Consider the following 18,108-nt stretch of genomic DNA (forward strand, 5'->3'; position numbering starts at 1 on the left):
ATAACTTTGTAAAAGATCATGGCACTCTTTGTCTAAAAAAGCTGATATCTTTTTATTAATCTGAAAATATATGAAAAAAACTGCAAATAAGCTTTATCTTTCATTTGAAATGCTTAATATGAAATAAACACCTATAAACATAAGTTGTCATGAGAGTTAAATAATGGAATTAGATCGTTTTGATAAGCAAATTTTAGAAATTTTAAGTAATGAAGATATCAATCTAAACGAATTATCAGAGCGTATTAATCTATCGGTCAGTTCAGTACATCGTCGTATTAAGCACCTCATTGATAACGATATTATGACCAAAGTTAAGCGTGATATTAACTATCAAAAGCTCGGTTTTAGTCTACATGTTTTGCTACAAGTATCTTTGAGCAAGCACGATACCGATACTTTTTCCAAGTTTTTAGAAGAGCTAGAAAATATTCCTGAAGTGACCAATGCCTTTTTAGTGACAGGGCAGTCGGCAGACTTTATTGTTGAAGTTGTGGCAAGAGATATGGAAAACTATAGTGATATTTTACTCAAACGCATTGGTAAAATCGAACATGTGGTGGCACTGCACTCAAGCTTTGTGATTAAAGAGTATAACGTTTTTAACTGTAGTGGTTTGTTGAGCAAAGTCTAAGTCACGCTGAACTTGTATGAGTCTAATGAGTATTAGGCTTCCTACTTTCAAAAGTTTGCATAATATCAGCGACAATAAGAGCACATGAGCTGTGTATGTTAGAGGTGCTACAGCAGGATGATGTTACTATTCAATTGGTCGTGAAAAACGCTCGGTGGTAAAGTTTTCTGATCTTTCGTGATCGCTTGTTGAAAAATCAGAATTTAGTTATGGCTTAAAATCAATTAAAACACGACAGCCAGCATTTAAGCATGGATAAATATCATTGTAAAAAAGCAAAATTTATTGAAAGGGTATTCAATCAGACATAAAAAATGCGCTCCCAAAACTATATTCGAGAACGCATTTTTTAAAGCAGTAGACTAGGCGTCTAATTCTGCCAATACCGCGTCAGAGAATTCAACATTGGTATATACGTTTTGTACATCATCTAAATCTTCAAGCATATCAATCATTTTCATAATCTTTTTCGCTTGATCGATATCGGTGATTTCAGCTTTAGTTGAAGGGCTCATGACCACTTCAGCATTGTCCGATTTTAAACCTGCTGCAGTCAAAGCATCTTGCACATCACCAAAAGATTCAGGTGTAGTAATGACTAAGATTTCATCTTCATCGACTTCGATATCTTCAGCACCAGCTTCAAGTGCCACGTCCATGATTTGATCTTCTAAAGATACATCTTCAAAAGTGATCTCACCACGTTTTGTGAACAAGAAAGCAACTGAACCGTTTGTGCCTAAGTTACCATCTGTTTTTGAGAAACAGTGACGGACATCCGGTACAGTACGGTTTAAGTTGTCAGTCATGGTTTCTACAATAACTGCAACACCACCAACACCATAACCTTCGTAGGTAATTTCTTTTAAATCATCGTTATCTTCACCACCGGCACCACGTTGGATTGCACGGTTGATGACGTCACGTGTCATATTTACAGAAAGTGCTTTTTCTACAACCGCACGAAGACGTGGGTTGCTTGCAGCATCACCACCGCCAAGCTTTGCAGCAGTTGTTAATTCACGAATAAATTTGGTAAAAAGTTTACCACGGCTAGCATCTTGTTTTGCTTTACGATGCTTAATATTGGCCCACTTGGAATGACCCGCCATGCGAAATATGCTCCTTGTAGATTGGCTTTGTGCCTATCAAATTGTGCAAATTCTACCATAAGCACTTTTTTATGCGAAAGTAGGTGTTTTTCTGAAAATCGCCTGAACAAACAAAAAAAGAATTAAAATTGTTTGAAATAAAGCCAGTTATTTAAAATTTTCCCTGTGAGGCAGTTCACTTTAAAAATTAACTGTTGGGAAACACTCACAGAGACCTAAAAGAATAGGGTTTTCACATTCTTTTAGGTTAATTAAACGATCTTATTGTGCAGAAGTTTTAGATTCAGGAATTTCAATATCTAAACCAACATGCTCTTTATAAAGTGCTTTAATAAGCGCTAAGTCATGATCTAGGTCTGTTGGGTAGATTTTTCCAAAAATACCGCCTTGCTTAGTTTTTGAGTTCGCGTACATCAGCACAATAGGGACATTTGCTGCTTTAGCAATATGCCAAAATCCAGTACGAATAGGTTTACGTACTTCACCTGTTTTGGCACGTGTCGCTTCAGGTGCAATGACTAAATTGAATTTTTTATTTTGGGTAAAGTGCTCAACCATTTGAGACACAATGTCTTTATTTGACTTGCGATCGACTGCGATACCACCAATGGCTTCGAGTATGGGCTTCATTGGCCCTTTGAATAATTCTTTTTTAATCAGGGTATGGATTTTCATATCGTAGATTTGAAAAATCGCCAGTGACAAGACAGCATCCAACATAGAAGTATGTTCAAATCCAATAATGACTTGCTTGTCTTCCAAAACGTTTGGTTCTACATGATATTTCCAGCCTGCGAGTTTAAACGCAGACTCACCAATGAGTTTTTTTAACATGAGCATAAAAATACAAGTGTTTTTTAAAGAGGCTAATGTCTGCTTGTTTACGGTTTGAGTCAAGTCCTACTTGATTGCACTTGCCACTTTTATGAATGGGCTTGAATCCTCATCAGTTGAACAAGGAGGGGGCAAGAATTGAACACTAAGATGTTTTAAATCTAATCAAACAGAAAATAAATATGCTGAAAATGAAAATACCACTATTCATAAACGAAATGACAGATTAGACTTTGGTCTAAGACTAAAGTGTGCACTTTCACACTTTAACTTTGGTTTAACAAAGCTCAGGATTGTTAAAATGACTTATCTTTCGACTTTTGTATGTGCAATAGTTCTCTTTGCTTTGGTTGTTTTATGGTCAATTGTTGAGTTTTTCATTGAGTCACGAAAAAAAGAAAAAGCCGGTATTTAGTTTTATCCAATTTAATTAAATTTTATTATTCTAGTATTTATAAGTGCTTTTGAGTCTTAGTATGTAACTCAAAGATCGTGAAAGACCTGATGTGTCAGTTTGATGATCTAAATTTTCTTGATTGTTTGGATAGTGTACAACTATGTATGAAAAAGCTTGTCTTTTGAAAAAATCTTCGCTAGTATTCATTTCGCCTGAACTTGTTGATATATAACAAATTCAGCATATTAGGGCCTATAGCTCAGTTGGTTAGAGCAGCGGACTCATAATCCGTTGGTCCACAGTTCAAGTCTGTGTGGGCCCACCATATAAAACAACCACTTACGTGTACTAATCGTAAGTGGTTTTTTTGTTTTTAGATTCTAGTAAGCAAATGGTAAGCAGATGAAATCAACTTAAACAAACAGTTTTTTGTATAGTTCTACTAGGTTTGGATCTTTGCTTGGAACGAAGTCTTTAAGTTTGGGGTGAACACGGAAATCTGCTTCAGCTTTTGTAGATATCTCTTTAACTTCACTAGACCAGTTTTTCCTTCTGTATTCTCGCCAATTTAATTTAATTTTGAGTGGTCGACTATATCCTTTTAATTCCATAAGGAAGATCTGATCACATAATTCATCAAATAAAAAGACATGTGAACGGTGGAGGTGAGGATTTTTTTCTAGTAATAAGCCTAATGAATTTAAGAGGAGTGAACAGCAATCATTAGCAAGAGCAGTACTGTTAATCGTCATTCCCCAATGGTGTAATAAATATAATGCGCAAACACTGTCGAGTGAGCCATAACTTGCTATATGTTCTAAGCCACTCTTATCAAAGTCTTTAATACGTCCACTGGATGAAATGATCTCTACGATATAGTGAGGTAGAGTAGTTAATTCTAATAATATAAGATCTTCATCAAATGTTTGATATTTCAAAATTTTCCACAGGGGATGGTTGATAATTTGAGATGAACCAATACATTTAGATTCAACATTAATTATCTGGTATTTTTGTGGTGTGGATAATCCAAATTTATACTTTTTAAATAAGCTCTGTACCTTGTGATCTTTTTGGTATCCATAAAAAAATTTTTCCATATCATAATCATTTTTATATCTACCAAAGCTTACTAACTGATTATAAAAAAAGTCATACCAACTTATTGTTTTTGCAAAATCTATCCTAGTTCTTAGCGGGCGGCCCATGTATCACTCTGACTGACTCAAGTACAACTTATCTTAACTGAAAATTTGGCAAGAAAAACATATTTTTGCAAAGTATTATTCCAAATTGATTTGTGGTGTTATGACTCTAAATCAACAAGGACACAAAAAAATGTCATTTAAGCATAAACAAAAACCGATTACAGATGATCGGCTTTTATTGACCACTAGGGAGGCAGCTAGGCTCCTAGGGTATGCAGAACAAACATTGCGTAAGTGGGCGTTGTATGAAAATGGCCCAATTAATCCTATTAGACATGGACGTACTCTTCGTTGGAGTAAGGCGGATGTCTACAAATTTGCTGGCTTAAAAGAAGACTGATTTTGAAGATGGTATGGGCTGCGTGCTCATATCTATTCATTAGACGGCTTTGAAACTGAATTCAAAATATTTTTCACCTTTGAAAATCAAATTTTCAGAATATATAAGAGCCTGCAAGGTCAGTATTAGGTGAGATTGTGAAGATAGAAAAATATTGAACATGCAAAAAAAATCATTTGAAGTCCTGACGAAACTCAGAGCAGTTTTGATATTAGATTTACCAGATTTTATTCATGTATTTATATTGAATTTAAAAAACAAGTTGGATGTTTATATCAAAAAAACCTTGAAAAAGGATGCTAGAGCCAATCAAGTGATTGATGAATTTGAGATCCTGAAATGGTTAATCCACAACATTTCTCTAGATATTAAGCAGATCCAAAAGCACAAACATAAACAGATACATGCTGTGCTTTTTAGCTGTTTTTTTACTCAATTGTCCAAGGCTTTGGTTCTGCAGTTATCCCTACATATGAGGATGGATCAAAATCCTCATCGTTGCATTCGACTACGCGCCAGTACTTATAAAAAGTATTTCGGGTTGCATAAAGACTTGAACCTCAAGTTAGAGCAAAACCTAAATTTCAATTTTTACCCTGAAAAATTATGGTGATTTTATGAATGAAACGAATGAATTTTCAGATCTAGACAAACAGATTCAACTATTAGAATTCTGGGTCAATCAGTCTCTGAGCGAAAAAAAACAAATTTTGAATCATCTCTTGGTACAAGATCAGCAGGCCCAGCAGTTGTATTGTGCTGCTCACGATATCCGTGTGGTGATTAAAAATAATCGGATGGTGACACAACAGAAATTATTGGCAGGCTTAACTCAATGGTCTATAAGTGCATCTATAGGAGAACTAAGCGACCAACAAAAAGAAGTATTCATCTATTCCTATCTTTGTACTGCAGTCTTGTGTGAAATACTGAAGGAAATAATCTGGTTAGAGTCTCAGACTGAAAAGGATGAAAGACGGGTTATTTTACATAAGTATAAAAACAACAATAAAATCAATACAGTATCTTATAATTTAAAACTTCTTTTGCAAAAGCAATTTTCGAACACTGAGAAAAATAAAAATAAACTGCTGTATAAAAAAGTCACACTAAAACTCCAAGCTACGGATGAATTTAATGCCAATGATTTAAAAACTCTTTTAGAGCGCAAAACAATAAAAAATGATTTTGAACAGCTTAATCTCGGCCGCTATATTCAACAATTCATTATTGTGTGTAATGAGCTCATCAATAGTAAATTAAATTCAACAGCAATCAATGTTCAGGCTTTAATTAACGATATTAAAAAGGGCATGACCTATAAATCTGATTCAGGCACATCATCGTTTGATTTGGAGAATGATGATAATGGACAGGATACAGAGGCCAATGTTGTTGATCCTGAACAGGATGAGATAGCCAAACGGGAGAAGGGGATTTTCTCTGATGACCAGCAGAAAAATCAGGAACAGCTTGAAAAACAGGAAAAGCGCATTCAGCGACGTGACTTACCCTATAAAACGAATCCACTTTATCTGAAACCCAGCTTACTGCATCAGGCCTATCAGCTATTGCAGGAGTGTTATCAAGAAAAGATCAGCATTGATCCATATCAATCATCTTTAGCTGTGTGTGGTCTGATGTGTCTTTTGACGGGTCTGAGTCCAACGGTCTTTCAAAAGATTGAGGATTTGATTGAGAGTGGCAGAATCAAAGAAAAATCAATTAACAAAGTCATCCATTATTACTGGGTGATCGATCCCAAGCTCAATGCCAATCATTCAGGTGCCATGCGGGAGAAAACCCAGCGTTACAACCAGGCCTTAACCTTGGAATGGCGTATACCAGAACCTTGGATTACTAGTTTAAAGACTCTAGAGAACTTAGAGCGACGTGAATTTTGTGCGATTAAATACAATAATTTTTTGCGGGAAGTCTTTAAAGAGCATCAGATTGGTGAAATCACTTGCGGGATGTTAGAGCGGCAAATCTATTTCCATATGGATATGGAGACTGGTGATAACCTGATCGCACATTTGCTGGCCAATCGGGATACCCGTCATATCGTGCAATGGAACTATGAAGGGCGTCAGATCGATCAAATCGACCAGAATTTTCAAGGCTATATCAATGTTCTATTAGATCGTAGAAAAGATGATCCATGGGTTGAGAATGAACACCCTGGTCATATTTTTCATCGTGAAAAAGAACGTATCGGCAGTCAGCGCTGCTGGACTATAGAAGCCGCGAGTGAATTTTTTAATAAGCTTTATCGTTTTGTCAAAAACACATTAGCGAATGCTCAAGCGAATCGGATCGAGAAGCTGAATGCTTACAGCATTTGGATGTGGCATCTTTCCTTAATTTGCCTGACGGTGCGTCCAATAGTCGGCATGCCGGGGTTACTAAAACATTACGATCCTAAGGCACAACTACTTTACGTGCATGATAAAAAAACTGATTCACGAAAAGTAGGACGTCCTGTTCCTGTTACAGGCTACTGGCAGGATCATTTCAATGCGTATCGAAAATATCTGACGCAAACCATCGAATCACTTGGGATAAAAAGTTTGCAAGCGCAACTAGAAAGCGATGGTTTTATACTCTATGTCATCTCATATCCTCGTATCAAGTCTAAGAAAGGTCCAGTGAATCTTGCGGAAGTTGTGGAGCATTTGGAGCTACAGCCGATGTCTGCTGATTTTGTCACGCATTACCTTAAAGAGACTGTGCAGATTTATAAAAACTGGCCAAGGCATTTCACTAAAAATCATCTTGATCTCAGTGGTGACATTCACAATACGCTGTATGCCCATGACAAACAGACAATGGGATTCAGTCACATTTCTGGATTAAGCCCTTATCTCTACAAACACGACATTCAGCAACAAGTTGAAAGCTTGCTCAACGAACTAGAAATCGCAAAGCTTGAAGTAATTTAAAGGATCATACCGTGCTTGATAAACAAATCGAAGTTCAATTAGAAAATGCCATTAAAAGTGGGATCACCGACATTTTTAAGGAAATTTCTCAGTTGATTACTGCTACATATATAGATGTAAATTCTGACCTTGCTCAAATTGATTTTGAGCTGCTCGATCAACAAATTCTGGACAAGTTTAATATCTATAGAGCAGTTTTAGAGCAACTCTGCCAAACACCCAAATTTAAGGACAAGGCTGTAGAATACCTTCAATTCTGTTTTAAACAAGTGAAACAAATTTGTAAGGAGAAAAACCAGCAGTGGCAAGAGGATTACCCTTGCTATGCCGAGAGCTATCAGATTAAGTCGCCCGATTGGATAGTCTACACACCTAAACGTCTGGACAATATTTTTTCTGGTTACAAATTACAACAGGGCACTATGTTCGCCAAGGTAAAAGAAATACTTTATGTGAATTGGGCGGATTATCTCACACAACAAATCCAAGGCATCCTTTTAGAATCTACAGTTAAAGAGCAACAAAAATTAGTGAATACCTTGTTTGAATGTATGTGTATTTCATTAATTTTTGATCAAGGATGCATTCAATCTGAACGGCTGTTGGCCATTCATGATGCGATTTTTAAAATGAACCTCGATAGTGGCTTGCTCCCTATCTATTCAAATTACCAGAATGCTTATGTTTTTTCTTACACTTTGCCCTCGACAAAGTATGGCAACATCTATCGTCAGCATGGCGAAGAAGAGACGGAGTTATGGCAAACTCAGCATATCTATTTCAATGCCTTTGTGATGCTATGTTATAGACGGATCCAGCAACTACTCAATGGACCACAAGCGTATATATTACAAAACACGTCACCATTACAGTGCTGGGAAAAGGAATGCAGTGAAACTGAAGTTCCGATTCAGCGCGAAGACCTATTGTTAGAAAAACTCAAGACGCATTTCGACAGTGTACTGAATCTGAAGAAGAAGGATAGGGGGGAGGAGAAAGCCTCTAAAAAATTGCCTGAGGAAGTACAATTTGATCATCATGTTCAACTATTTTTAAAAGGTCTGGAAAAAACTGGTTTTACTGTTTTTAAACATATGGATTATGTTTTATGGCAAGAGATTCCTGATCTGGATGTGTTAAGTACTAGTGTGCTGACTAATCAAATCATCACTTCCCCTTTAATCTATGGACAACATACACAGCTCTATGATCAACCCGATAACTGGAAAACCATTCAGACCAGAATTAGAAATCTTGGCAAGAATAACCAATTTTTAGAATTGGAGATGCCTACAGTTACAGTCAAAATATTTCATGATCGACGAACCGGTCAACGTCATGAGCTGAAATCCTGGCTTTTATCTTTTCATCAGGATATCAAACCCAAACAGCTTGCGGATCAACTCCAAGAAAGCATCCAAAAATCTGAGGACTATAAATCTGCGTATGAGGCTGGAAATGGCGAGTACCTAGATTATGTAGTGGCTATTGCACATTTACGTGTGTGTCAGTGGTTAAAAAACGAATTTGCTTATCAGGGGAAAGCAGCTATTAAAGTCTCCACGATCAAGCGTTACTATAGTAGTTTCGTGCTTGACTTACTTTGTTATGTTCTAGAACAGCAGATCAATTTAGATACAACTACTGAAGAACAGTTTGAGGAAATGTACTGCACGATTGTTGAAGAAAAACTACTGAATGATCAGAAAAAACATAAAACGACTGCTAAAACCAACAACTATAAAAAACACAATACCTCGGGTTATGCCTTTGATCGGCTGAAAGCTTTCCACCAATACTTAGTCAAGAAACATCGTGCACCGATCGTGCAATATTTATATGAACGTCAAAGTGACGGTTTGTTTTTAAAAACCAGACTCATTAGTCCACAGATGTTTCAATTGATGATACGGATTCTTAGAGAATACCCAGAAGCTTTGGGTTTGACTGAGCAGGATGCAACATGTCTAAAATGGGTCTATATATTAGCATTTAGACTGGGCTTGCGTATTGATGAGGCTGTCGGAATCTGTATCGATGATTTTGTATCTCCACAGCTAAGAAAACATCCTGACAATCGGCAGCTTTATTATGTATTTGAAGCCGCTTTAGATCAGCATAAAGACGATCGATCTGACCAGAAAATGACAAAAACAACAGGTGATATCGATGATCTAACCCTCAGGATTCGTTTGAATTCTGAGCGTGGTCTGAAAAGTGACAATGCCACCCGTCAGTTTGATTTGGCTTATTTTTTAGCACCGGACGAGTTCACAGGATTCTGTCGCTTTTATCAAAACCTGTTACCTGGCTCTAAGGCGGCTGCAGCAGTCTGCAAAAGAAAAACCAAACAACTCTTTATGCTGGGTGAACAACCTTTATCTAGTACAAATTTATCAAAGATTACCCAACAGCTGTTTAATGCCGTATTGGGGACAAACGATCATCAATATACCTTTCATGCTTTCAGGCATAGTGCCGCTTCACATTTGGCTATTCTTTTAAAAGGCAGCATAGCACTGGTACGTTGTTTTACTGACTATGATTCTGAGTTTGGGCGTGAGCTTAAAAAGCACATTTTACCCAATATTAAGGATGCTTCATCGCGTAGTGCTCAGGCCTGGTCTCGACTCGCGCATCTGATGGGGCATGAAGACATTCGGATAACTGCAAGACATTATCTGCATCATCTGAATATCTTGATTGCTGACATGTTTTATCAAACAAACCGTGAATATTCACCTCAATTGATCAAGGCATTATTATCTGATAGTCAGCTGATGCGTCGCGGCTTCAAAATTGAATTTCAGTCGAATGAAAGAGACATTTTAAAAGCGATGAAGAAATTTTATCAGCTCAAAGAAAATAATCCTCAAACTGATTTATTAAAGAATAAGAAAAAGCAGAAGCAGCTTCAACAGCAGGAAGTGTTTTTATACCGTGAAACGTTTTTAGATGAATACCGGAAGTGGTCGGAAAAAAAAGAACAAGCAACGATTGATCCTGAAATATTGAAGTTCATTCAATCGATCAGTGAGTCGTTTTCTCTCTATACAAGTCAGGTAAAAAATGATGCTAATCATGAGAATCTTATCGGTCTTAATTGGAAGAAAATGGTGACATGGTCTACTCTTTATCAGATTGATCAACCTTTTAACTTAAATAAAAATATAACCCGGAAAGACCTTAAAAATTTCTTTGATTGTTTAGAAAATAAAATTTCACTTGAAAAAGATCGTCCTATTTTAAACTTTAAGGCATCATCTAAAAATGACTTGATTGATTATCAAAAATTCTTAGAATTTATTAAGAAAGTTTATCCAGAATATTCATCCAATTTAGAATGGGATCAACCTGATTGGAATGAATTTGATACTATTAAAATCGGAGAAGTGAAAATAAAAAAATATGTAATCCGTAATAAGAAAATACCCAAAGATAATCATTTTATTCAAAAGATGCTGTTGCAAAGCGTCTTTTACAAGATGAAAGAGTGCCGAGAGTATCAAAAAAGATTGCTCAAGGGCTCTATCAGATGTTGAGCATATGAACGGAAATTTATCAAAAAAAATACATTGAAAACAGATGGATATTTTTTTTGATTTTACAACTTTGTTTTTCCGAGCCTGTATTTGTAGAAAACTGAGTTTTTATCGCTCAAAAATGGGGTAATTAAGGGTGAAAATCCCACCCCCATTTTTAGCTTTTTTTGAGTGATTTTAGACCGAAATGGAAATTTTCTTGAGAAGTACTGTCATATTCAATCTACGTTAAAATTAATAAAATGATCTCGAATTATTATTCATCTGAATAATATATTTTACTGGTAGTAAAATGAGTAATTAAGTTAAATATTAATCTATAATAAATAGAGTTTTAATAGTTCTTGAAAGCTAATTGAAGAGTTAATTTTAATTAATTAACGCTTTTTTTTAGTGTTTTTTAAATGATGATTCTGGTTTTTAATTCAGCCAAGAGGACATTTTTTTAACATTTTAGTGGCTTGATTGCATAAAGATTAGAAAGATAGAACTACCCTAAACACTATAAATTTAAGATACAACTCTCCCAATAATTTGATGCAATGCATCTTGGCTTTCACCAAACTTCTTCGATGATAACCTGACCACTTTTTCCCAAGCGTTCTTTCTCGACGTTTGACTGTTTTTAATAATTCATTCCTCTCTAAAGATCTCAATTTCTTGTCTTTCCATGGTTTTACATTTTTTCTTTGTGGAATAAAAGCATGTGCCTGACGATCTGCAATCACCTGTCTGCAGTATTTCGTATCATAGTCTCTATCTGTATAGATGGATTCAATTTGCTCATCAGATGGAATTTGATTTAGCAAACCACCAAGGGCTTGTGAGTCACTGATATTATTCGTTGTGAGCTGTACAGTCCGTATTTGCAGAGTTTTAGCATCTATTCCAATGTGGAGCTTGCGCCATTAACGTCGATATTCAGGTTGATGTTTCTTACGTTTCCACTCACCTTCACATAGTTTGTGTTTTGAAATTTTGAATCAATCAATTGTTTGAATTTTTTTAGGTAGTATAAAGAGTTGTCAAATAGTGTAATGCAATTGAAATAATGATGACAGCGTTAAATAATTTAACAGGTTCGGAAATTCAATTACTAAAAATAGAGGTGGACTAAATGAAGCTTACGTATATAGATGTAAATCGTTGTATTCAAGAAGCTTTACAAGGGAATATTGCCCACTTAAACGATAATTTATATTTTTTAAGTGCTGAAACAGCCTTACAGCAAGTCCTTATACCTGAGCATGTTTGCTGTAAAGCACCATACTGGATCATTGGATATGAGTTGCCTAAACCGATTCAAAATAAACAGGAATTAGAGTCATTATTTGCATGGCATAACTTTTTTGCTGAATTTGCTAGCAATGCTGATGAATTTAAAGATTTTAACCCTAGGGATGAGTAATGAACTTTTATAGTGTGTCATCTGTTATAGTTTTTAAATTCATCAGCACGAGTAGATGATAACTTCAGTATTAACTGGATATGAAAGGATTATTTGTGAGTAGAGGTGTAAAGAGGCAACTCAGTTTTTTTCTCATCGTATTTTGCGGAGTCATTACTTATAATTATATAGCTACTCGTCAAGTGGAAAATACGGAGTTAAATTCCAGCATTCAAGAGCGTGAGCGGGCATTTATGCAAAAACGAGCTGAATACATAAAAAATCACAGCGAGACCAGTATTGCTGAGCAAGAGATTAAGCAAGAATTGGCATTTAGAAGGGGGCATGCTTTAATGAATAGTTCATCTTCGTATCAGAGTGTTGAAGAGCAAGACCTTGAGCAATCCGTAAAGTGAGGTAAATATTATGGTAGATTGGATTGTTTCTAAAGAGAGTGCAAACATAACCGCTGAATCCGCAGTAAAAAAGCAGCAAGATGAAATAATAAAAGATAATTATCTCAGGTTGATACTAAATGCAACTAATCATCTTCCTATGAAAATCATCAGAACTGATCAAGATATGATGGAATTTTTAGAGGACTGACTTTAAATGCATTGATCAAATTTTATTTGATCGCTGTGATTTTAAGGGGGGATTACCGGATAGCTAGATCATTACCCAATTTCAATTTATGTCGTAATTTGTTAATCTTAATTTCAGATAAAAATCAAGGAGACAATTGATGTCGAGAAAAATAATAATGACTACAAATGAAAGGCGTCTTCAAGCTCTAAATCAAATGCGTGCTAGTTACCGTGGTGTACAGCTTCTAAGGCAAGATAGAATTAAACTCATTCAACATGGTACAGTCGTTCAATCGCACGAAATTTCTATCAATGACAGTGATCATACTCTGTGTGATGATTTATCAATAGAAATTGATGAATGTGACATGTTAAAACAAACTGCTGAGACTATGTATGCAACTACAGGTGATACAATTTGGTTGGGTTTTTAAATATACCTTAAAGGTTATGATGTCATCTTAATGAGAGAAGCTCAGAAATTCTTGAGTAAGTCGTCAATTGATATTTCTTGTTCTACATAGAAAACACCATTTTGATCTGCTTTCATTTTTTTAATTGGAATACCTTGGAGTTTACTGATCTCAATCAGATCGTTAAGTATTTCATCTGCAAGTTTATTCATTCTATCCTTCTCTGAAGTTAAATGAATGGACATGATTTTCTCCTGGTTTTAGATACTGTAGAAGTTTAAATATCAGTCCTACAGGAAGTTTGATATTAGAGTTGGGTTAAATTGAATTAATACAAGTATGACAATTAAACTTCGATGATCAAATTTTCTCTAAACCCATTTTTTCCTTGCTCTTGTGGATACCCTAAAGGATTGATCACTAATCTACATCCGTCGACTACAGTATCAACTGATGTATGCGTATGCCCTGAAATCCATAACTTAAAGCCTTTGACATCTAGGTCATTAATAAAATAGGGATTGAGAGCTGATGCTATAGGATGGTTACCCCAATATGGATCAAGACAGGCTAAATGAGGAGGGAAATGAGTTATGACAATCACGTTATATTGCCCCTTAAATTGCATAATATTTTGATGATATCGTTTAAATAATGCTATGTAGTCATCAGCAGTTATAGTTCGATTATCATTGCCAATCATGATTTGATTAAAATCATAAATAGATTGTTCAGCATCTTTTTTGGATTGTAAAAGTACGTTAGGAGATGTAAGGGGAGAGTTGGAACGAAAGTTCGTAAACAATGTACCGCCAACAAATATTTTATCCTGTATCTTGATATAGTTGTCATCAAGCAAGGCATTTTGAGGATAGTTTTCTTTTAAGAAATCCACGACTAAATCGTAGTTTGAGCAGTAATAATCATGATTACCTAAAACAAAAATAAAGTTCTTATTCAGGTTTTTACATTTTTCTGCAAATTCAATAGCACCACTTAGGCGATTCGAAAAATCCCCGGCATGAATGATAAGATCTACCTCTTTTGATAATTGATATTCTGAATTATGTGTGTCAGACAAGATTTGTAGTTTCAAATGGCCTCCTAAACCTTATCAGAAAGATAACATGAGCTGATTTTGTTTAAAGATCTAAATAAAATGCTTGCTTGAGCCTATTGTAATAGTCATAAATGACTTTTGTTCTAAAAGAGGAATAAATGATGAATAGTACAATAAAGAATTTTGAATTTACAATTTATATCAAGGATTTAAAAGCGTCACATCATTGTGTTGAGGATCGGTTATTTGAAGCAGGTTGTGATGATGCTTTATTGTGTTCAATTAACAACAACTTATATTTAGAGTTTGAAAGAAAAGCCGTAAGTCTTGATTTAGCAATTCACAAAGCATTAAAAGATATTGAGACTGCGGGATGTCAGTCTATTCAAATACATGTGAATAATGAGCCTTACAACTTGGTTAGGTAATTAGATTTAATTTTATAAATAAAGCCAATATCTGATTGGAGCAACAGTTTTATCAGAATTAAATCGTTTATTTAAAATCAATTGATTGTTTATTGATCATAAAATTTGACCAATTGATATTATGCACATAATATAAATACGTTACAGCAAAATCTGTAACCAGGCGTGGAAACCTGAATTTACTACAGAAGCAGTTAACCGCTTTAGCGGTTTTTTGCGTTTACTATGTTTAGTCTATCGTAATGGTAGGCCAAGCAGGGCAGTCTTTGACTGGCCGTCTTCTGTAGTACGGTATTTCCACCCCTGTTTGGCTTGCCTCCATCTCGTGGAAAAGTTGGAAGCTTGTTTGTAACAAATTACTACAGGAACTAAACATGAACACTTTCTATAATATCCCTTATTTTCTCCAAGCCATTTCTTCTGTTCTTAAAGAATAAAATTTTTGAAATAAATTTTAGTCATATCTAAATAATTTTACTTTTATAAATTTCGTAATCTTACGAGATCTAGAGAAGTATTGCCTAGAGAAAATAAAATGGCCCGTACTAAGCTATTAACCAATATTATTCAAAGAAAAATGATGTTGCTTGACGAAATGTCGCACTCAAATTTGCACCATAACTTTGAAATATCGCTTTATGATTTCGCACAGCATGAGATCCTAGAAAAATTATATAAGGCAGACAATCAACGTTCCACAGAATGTTGGAGCCCTGATGAAATTGAGAGTTTATTCTAGACTGTTTGAATGATCGTAATGTCAATTTATGCGTTCGCTATTGGAAGGATGCCGCTGGCAATATTTATATCATCGATGGTGGGCACAGGATTTCAATTATTTATGCTTGGATCAAAAGATTCTTTATTGATGAGCAGGTAGTAGGAGCTCCGAAATTCACCCCGTCACAAAAACGAGATATTCGGCAGATTCGTAATCGATTAGGTGGATTAGCTGATTTTCAAAAATTATCGAATGATTCTGAGTTTCAGCAAAAATTAAAATCAACTAAAATTAATTTTATTGAAGTAATTGGGACACCTGAGGAAGCTCGAAAGGCCTTTTGTTCAATCAATTCGGATACGAAACGATTAGATCCAGATGAGGAGTATCATTTACAGAATAGGGGGAGCGATGCTTTTTATGTGATTTATGCGTGTTGTTATATAAACGATAATAAATCCAACTTGGCTGAACTGAAATACGAGCGGATAAATGAATTAATCGCGTTGGGTGAGCAAATTCACGATCATCTTTTTAAGATTATACTTTTAGAGCCGGATTTAGCACATGGCAAAAAAATAGGCCTAGTCAATGAGCTCCTAAATATGATGTTTGGTGATACTTGTCAGAATAGTATGAGTATAGACCAGGGTCAGCGTGTTGAAAATTTAATACTAAAACTTAGAATTGTGTTGTGTCGTATCGCTAAGCCAGAAATTAGCATTGGAATTCCAAGTTTAGGTTTACACCCGAAACTATATTTTTATAAAGATAATCGTTTTCAAGTTACATCCTTTTTGGCTTGGTTTTCTATCGTCTTTGAAATTGAAGAAGATTGTTTTGAAATACAGAATAAGAAGTTAGATTTTATTGGTTTTACCCGAGCACGCCGTGGTGTTGAAAGTTTAATTGAAAAAATTCCTGTGGCGATCAAAGAAACTGTAGGTAAGTTTGGTAGCGGGATCAGATCACATGAGCGATTGAAGAACGTGTATCAAGCCTTTATCTGTATTGGACTAAATATGGATTTAGATTTTGAAGCTGAAGTTTGTTTGAACACCGTCATTCTTTCGATGAGTCAATCATTTGATTATATTAATTTTAACGATTTTTACCTTGAACGTTTTGGTGGCGATTATGATGAAAGCATTGTTGATGATGTTGTGAGCTTTGTGAAATCAGTAAGACCATCAAAGAAGAAAAAACCTCTAAATTTTTCACTCGCTACCAAAAGAAATCTGTATCAACGTGAGGAAAAGAAAACATGGAGCTATTGTGAAGTATGTGATAGCGCTCTATATCTGGAATCGACTGAAGTAGATCATCGAGAATCGAAAGCAGAAGGTGGTTACGGCATTTTAGAAAACGGAGCAATTATTCATCCTATATGTAATCGTTTCAAGTCAGATCGTGATTTGGATGAAGTAAGGGCTGATTTATTTGACTAAAAATTTAGGGAGCATTAGCTCCCTTATTTTTTTGTTTTTTAGTAGACTGAGTTCAGTCTTTAGCCTAAGCACTAAATATGAAAACAATACATTATTACAACCAATATGCGGATGAGTTTACACAAGCAACATTAAACGTAGATATGGAAAGCCTGTACAAACCATTTTTAGCTGAGTTACCAGAGTATGCACGAATCTTGGATTTGGGCTGTGGCTCAGGGCGCGACACTTTGGCTTTTAAAAATAAAGGCTATCAAGTTGATGCCATCGACTATTCTGAAGTATTGGTCGAACGAGCGACCCAACTGACTGGTATCGCTGTTCAGCAGCAAAGTTTTTACGAGATTGAAGTGCAGGATATTTACGATGGGGTATGGGCATGTGCATCTTTATTACATTGTGATCGTAACCGACTCCCTGAAGTTTTAAAAGGAATCTATAATGCTTTACGCCGTGATGGTGTGTGTTATATGTCATTTAAATACGGCACAATAGACCGAGTAAAAGACGGTAGAGCATTTACCGATTTAGATGAAGAACAAGCTCAAGAATTACTAGATCAGTTGGATGGGGTTGCTATATTAAAACAATGGATCACTGTAGATAAACGGCCTGATCGTAATGAGGAATGGCTCAATCTGCTTTGGAAAAAACATGCCTGATTTTATTCCTACAGCACAACAACAACTCAAATTTTTAAAGAATATTCAGCTGATTTTACAGTCAGGGAGTTTTAGTAGTACCTACAAATTTGCACTATTAATCAGTCTTAGCCGATTGGCTATTGAAAAAGGTGAAGACTTAGGCGATAGCCTATTACTTGAATATAAGGATATTGCTGAGAAGTTTATCGAGCTGTATTGGAAGCAAGCAGTACCATATACCTTTAATGATGAAGGACAACTCATTTTATGGCTTTAATATAGTAAAAAGAGAGCAACGATTTTGTGATTAGCAAGCTTACATTGTAATCTTCCGAAAATAGTTATGAATTAAAATGATGCTAAGGAAATTTTGGTGCTTATTTGTATATTAAGATACAGACTATATGATTT

The 18,108-nt window shown here is 35.4% G+C and carries 16 protein-coding genes, 1 tRNA gene and 3 pseudogenes; 14 read left to right on the forward strand and 6 right to left on the reverse strand.

Annotated elements, in window-relative coordinates:
* Nucleotides 1-163 precede the first annotated feature (163 nt).
* Nucleotides 164-634: an Lrp/AsnC family transcriptional regulator gene (locus GVX98_RS12635; RefSeq protein ID WP_004693423.1), complete on the forward strand. Its 471-nt coding sequence runs from the start codon at nucleotides 164-166 to the stop codon at nucleotides 632-634.
* Between the two features lie 362 nt (nucleotides 635-996).
* Here GVX98_RS12635 and GVX98_RS12640 read toward each other — a convergent pair whose 3' ends face one another.
* Complete coding sequence (locus GVX98_RS12640; protein WP_004693421.1) at nucleotides 997-1,746, reverse strand: YebC/PmpR family DNA-binding transcriptional regulator; 750 nt, start codon at nucleotides 1,744-1,746, stop codon at nucleotides 997-999.
* A gap of 261 nt (nucleotides 1,747-2,007) precedes the next feature.
* Nucleotides 2,008-2,580 carry a 1-acyl-sn-glycerol-3-phosphate acyltransferase gene (locus GVX98_RS12645; RefSeq protein WP_114837338.1) on the reverse strand — a complete coding sequence of 191 codons (573 nt, stop codon included), beginning with the start codon at nucleotides 2,578-2,580 and terminating at the stop codon, nucleotides 2,008-2,010.
* A gap of 645 nt (nucleotides 2,581-3,225) precedes the next feature.
* On the opposite strand from GVX98_RS12645, the gene GVX98_RS12650 reads away from it, so the two are divergent.
* Nucleotides 3,226-3,302 (forward strand) — tRNA-Ile (locus tag GVX98_RS12650).
* 88 nt (nucleotides 3,303-3,390) lie between these two features.
* Here the strand turns inward: GVX98_RS12650 and GVX98_RS12655 are convergent.
* The gene (locus GVX98_RS12655; RefSeq protein WP_159128279.1) at nucleotides 3,391-4,185 is read right to left on the reverse strand and encodes a hypothetical protein; all 795 of its coding nucleotides are present in this window, start codon (nucleotides 4,183-4,185) and stop codon (nucleotides 3,391-3,393) included.
* 100 nt (nucleotides 4,186-4,285) lie between these two features.
* On the opposite strand from GVX98_RS12655, the gene GVX98_RS12660 reads away from it, so the two are divergent.
* From GVX98_RS12660 to GVX98_RS12675, 4 genes are all read left to right on the forward strand, one after another.
* The gene (locus GVX98_RS12660; RefSeq protein ID WP_159128280.1) at nucleotides 4,286-4,525 is read left to right on the forward strand and encodes a helix-turn-helix domain-containing protein; all 240 of its coding nucleotides are present in this window, start codon (nucleotides 4,286-4,288) and stop codon (nucleotides 4,523-4,525) included.
* A 160-nt stretch (nucleotides 4,526-4,685) separates the two neighbouring features.
* The gene (locus GVX98_RS12665) at nucleotides 4,686-5,138 is read left to right on the forward strand and encodes a transporter (RefSeq protein ID WP_159128281.1); all 453 of its coding nucleotides are present in this window, start codon (nucleotides 4,686-4,688) and stop codon (nucleotides 5,136-5,138) included.
* 4 nt (nucleotides 5,139-5,142) lie between these two features.
* Nucleotides 5,143-7,467, forward strand: a complete 2,325-nt coding sequence (locus GVX98_RS12670; RefSeq protein ID WP_159128282.1) for a hypothetical protein — start codon at nucleotides 5,143-5,145, stop codon at nucleotides 7,465-7,467.
* Between the two features lie 11 nt (nucleotides 7,468-7,478).
* Nucleotides 7,479-11,009 carry a hypothetical protein gene (locus tag GVX98_RS12675; RefSeq protein ID WP_159128283.1) on the forward strand — a complete coding sequence of 1,177 codons (3,531 nt, stop codon included), beginning with the start codon at nucleotides 7,479-7,481 and terminating at the stop codon, nucleotides 11,007-11,009.
* A gap of 524 nt (nucleotides 11,010-11,533) precedes the next feature.
* Here the strand turns inward: GVX98_RS12675 and GVX98_RS12680 are convergent.
* Nucleotides 11,534-11,965 (reverse strand): annotated as a pseudogene (locus tag GVX98_RS12680) (IS5 family transposase); the annotation flags it as partial.
* Between the two features lie 161 nt (nucleotides 11,966-12,126).
* On the opposite strand from GVX98_RS12680, the gene GVX98_RS12685 reads away from it, so the two are divergent.
* From GVX98_RS12685 to GVX98_RS12700, 4 genes are all read left to right on the forward strand, one after another.
* Nucleotides 12,127-12,417, forward strand: a complete 291-nt coding sequence (locus tag GVX98_RS12685) for a hypothetical protein (RefSeq protein WP_159128284.1) — start codon at nucleotides 12,127-12,129, stop codon at nucleotides 12,415-12,417.
* A 95-nt stretch (nucleotides 12,418-12,512) separates the two neighbouring features.
* A complete protein-coding gene (locus GVX98_RS12690) occupies nucleotides 12,513-12,812 on the forward strand; it encodes a hypothetical protein (RefSeq protein WP_159128285.1) in 300 nt (99 codons plus the stop codon).
* 10 nt (nucleotides 12,813-12,822) lie between these two features.
* Nucleotides 12,823-13,002, forward strand: coding sequence for a hypothetical protein (locus tag GVX98_RS12695; RefSeq protein ID WP_159128286.1), 180 nt, complete (start codon nucleotides 12,823-12,825; stop codon nucleotides 13,000-13,002).
* Nucleotides 13,003-13,141: 139 nt separating this feature from the next.
* Complete coding sequence (locus tag GVX98_RS12700; protein WP_159128287.1) at nucleotides 13,142-13,417, forward strand: hypothetical protein; 276 nt, start codon at nucleotides 13,142-13,144, stop codon at nucleotides 13,415-13,417.
* A gap of 41 nt (nucleotides 13,418-13,458) precedes the next feature.
* Here the strand turns inward: GVX98_RS12700 and GVX98_RS12705 are convergent, their stop codons facing one another.
* Both GVX98_RS12705 and GVX98_RS12710 read right to left on the reverse strand, forming a co-directional pair.
* Nucleotides 13,459-13,641, reverse strand: a complete 183-nt coding sequence (locus tag GVX98_RS12705) for a hypothetical protein (protein WP_159128288.1) — start codon at nucleotides 13,639-13,641, stop codon at nucleotides 13,459-13,461.
* 101 nt (nucleotides 13,642-13,742) lie between these two features.
* On the reverse strand, nucleotides 13,743-14,492 hold the full coding sequence (locus GVX98_RS12710) for a metallophosphoesterase (protein ID WP_159128289.1): 750 nt from the start codon (nucleotides 14,490-14,492) through the stop codon (nucleotides 13,743-13,745).
* 122 nt (nucleotides 14,493-14,614) lie between these two features.
* On the opposite strand from GVX98_RS12710, the gene GVX98_RS12715 reads away from it, so the two are divergent.
* The 4 genes and pseudogenes from GVX98_RS12715 to GVX98_RS12730 all read left to right on the forward strand — a co-directional run.
* A complete protein-coding gene (locus tag GVX98_RS12715; RefSeq protein ID WP_159128290.1) occupies nucleotides 14,615-14,884 on the forward strand; it encodes a hypothetical protein in 270 nt (89 codons plus the stop codon).
* 535 nt (nucleotides 14,885-15,419) lie between these two features.
* A pseudogene (locus tag GVX98_RS12720) lies at nucleotides 15,420-17,053 on the forward strand (HNH endonuclease).
* Between the two features lie 77 nt (nucleotides 17,054-17,130).
* Nucleotides 17,131-17,715, forward strand: coding sequence for a class I SAM-dependent methyltransferase (locus tag GVX98_RS12725; protein ID WP_159128291.1), 585 nt, complete (start codon nucleotides 17,131-17,133; stop codon nucleotides 17,713-17,715).
* Nucleotides 17,708-17,965 (forward strand): annotated as a pseudogene (locus GVX98_RS12730) (HNH endonuclease); the annotation flags it as partial. The gene GVX98_RS12725 and the pseudogene GVX98_RS12730, both read left to right, overlap by 8 nt.
* Nucleotides 17,966-18,108: the final 143 nt, after the last annotated feature.

This window comes from Acinetobacter sp. 8I-beige (assembly GCF_902505955.1).
Taxonomy (GTDB): Bacteria; Pseudomonadota; Gammaproteobacteria; order Pseudomonadales; family Moraxellaceae; genus Acinetobacter; species Acinetobacter johnsonii.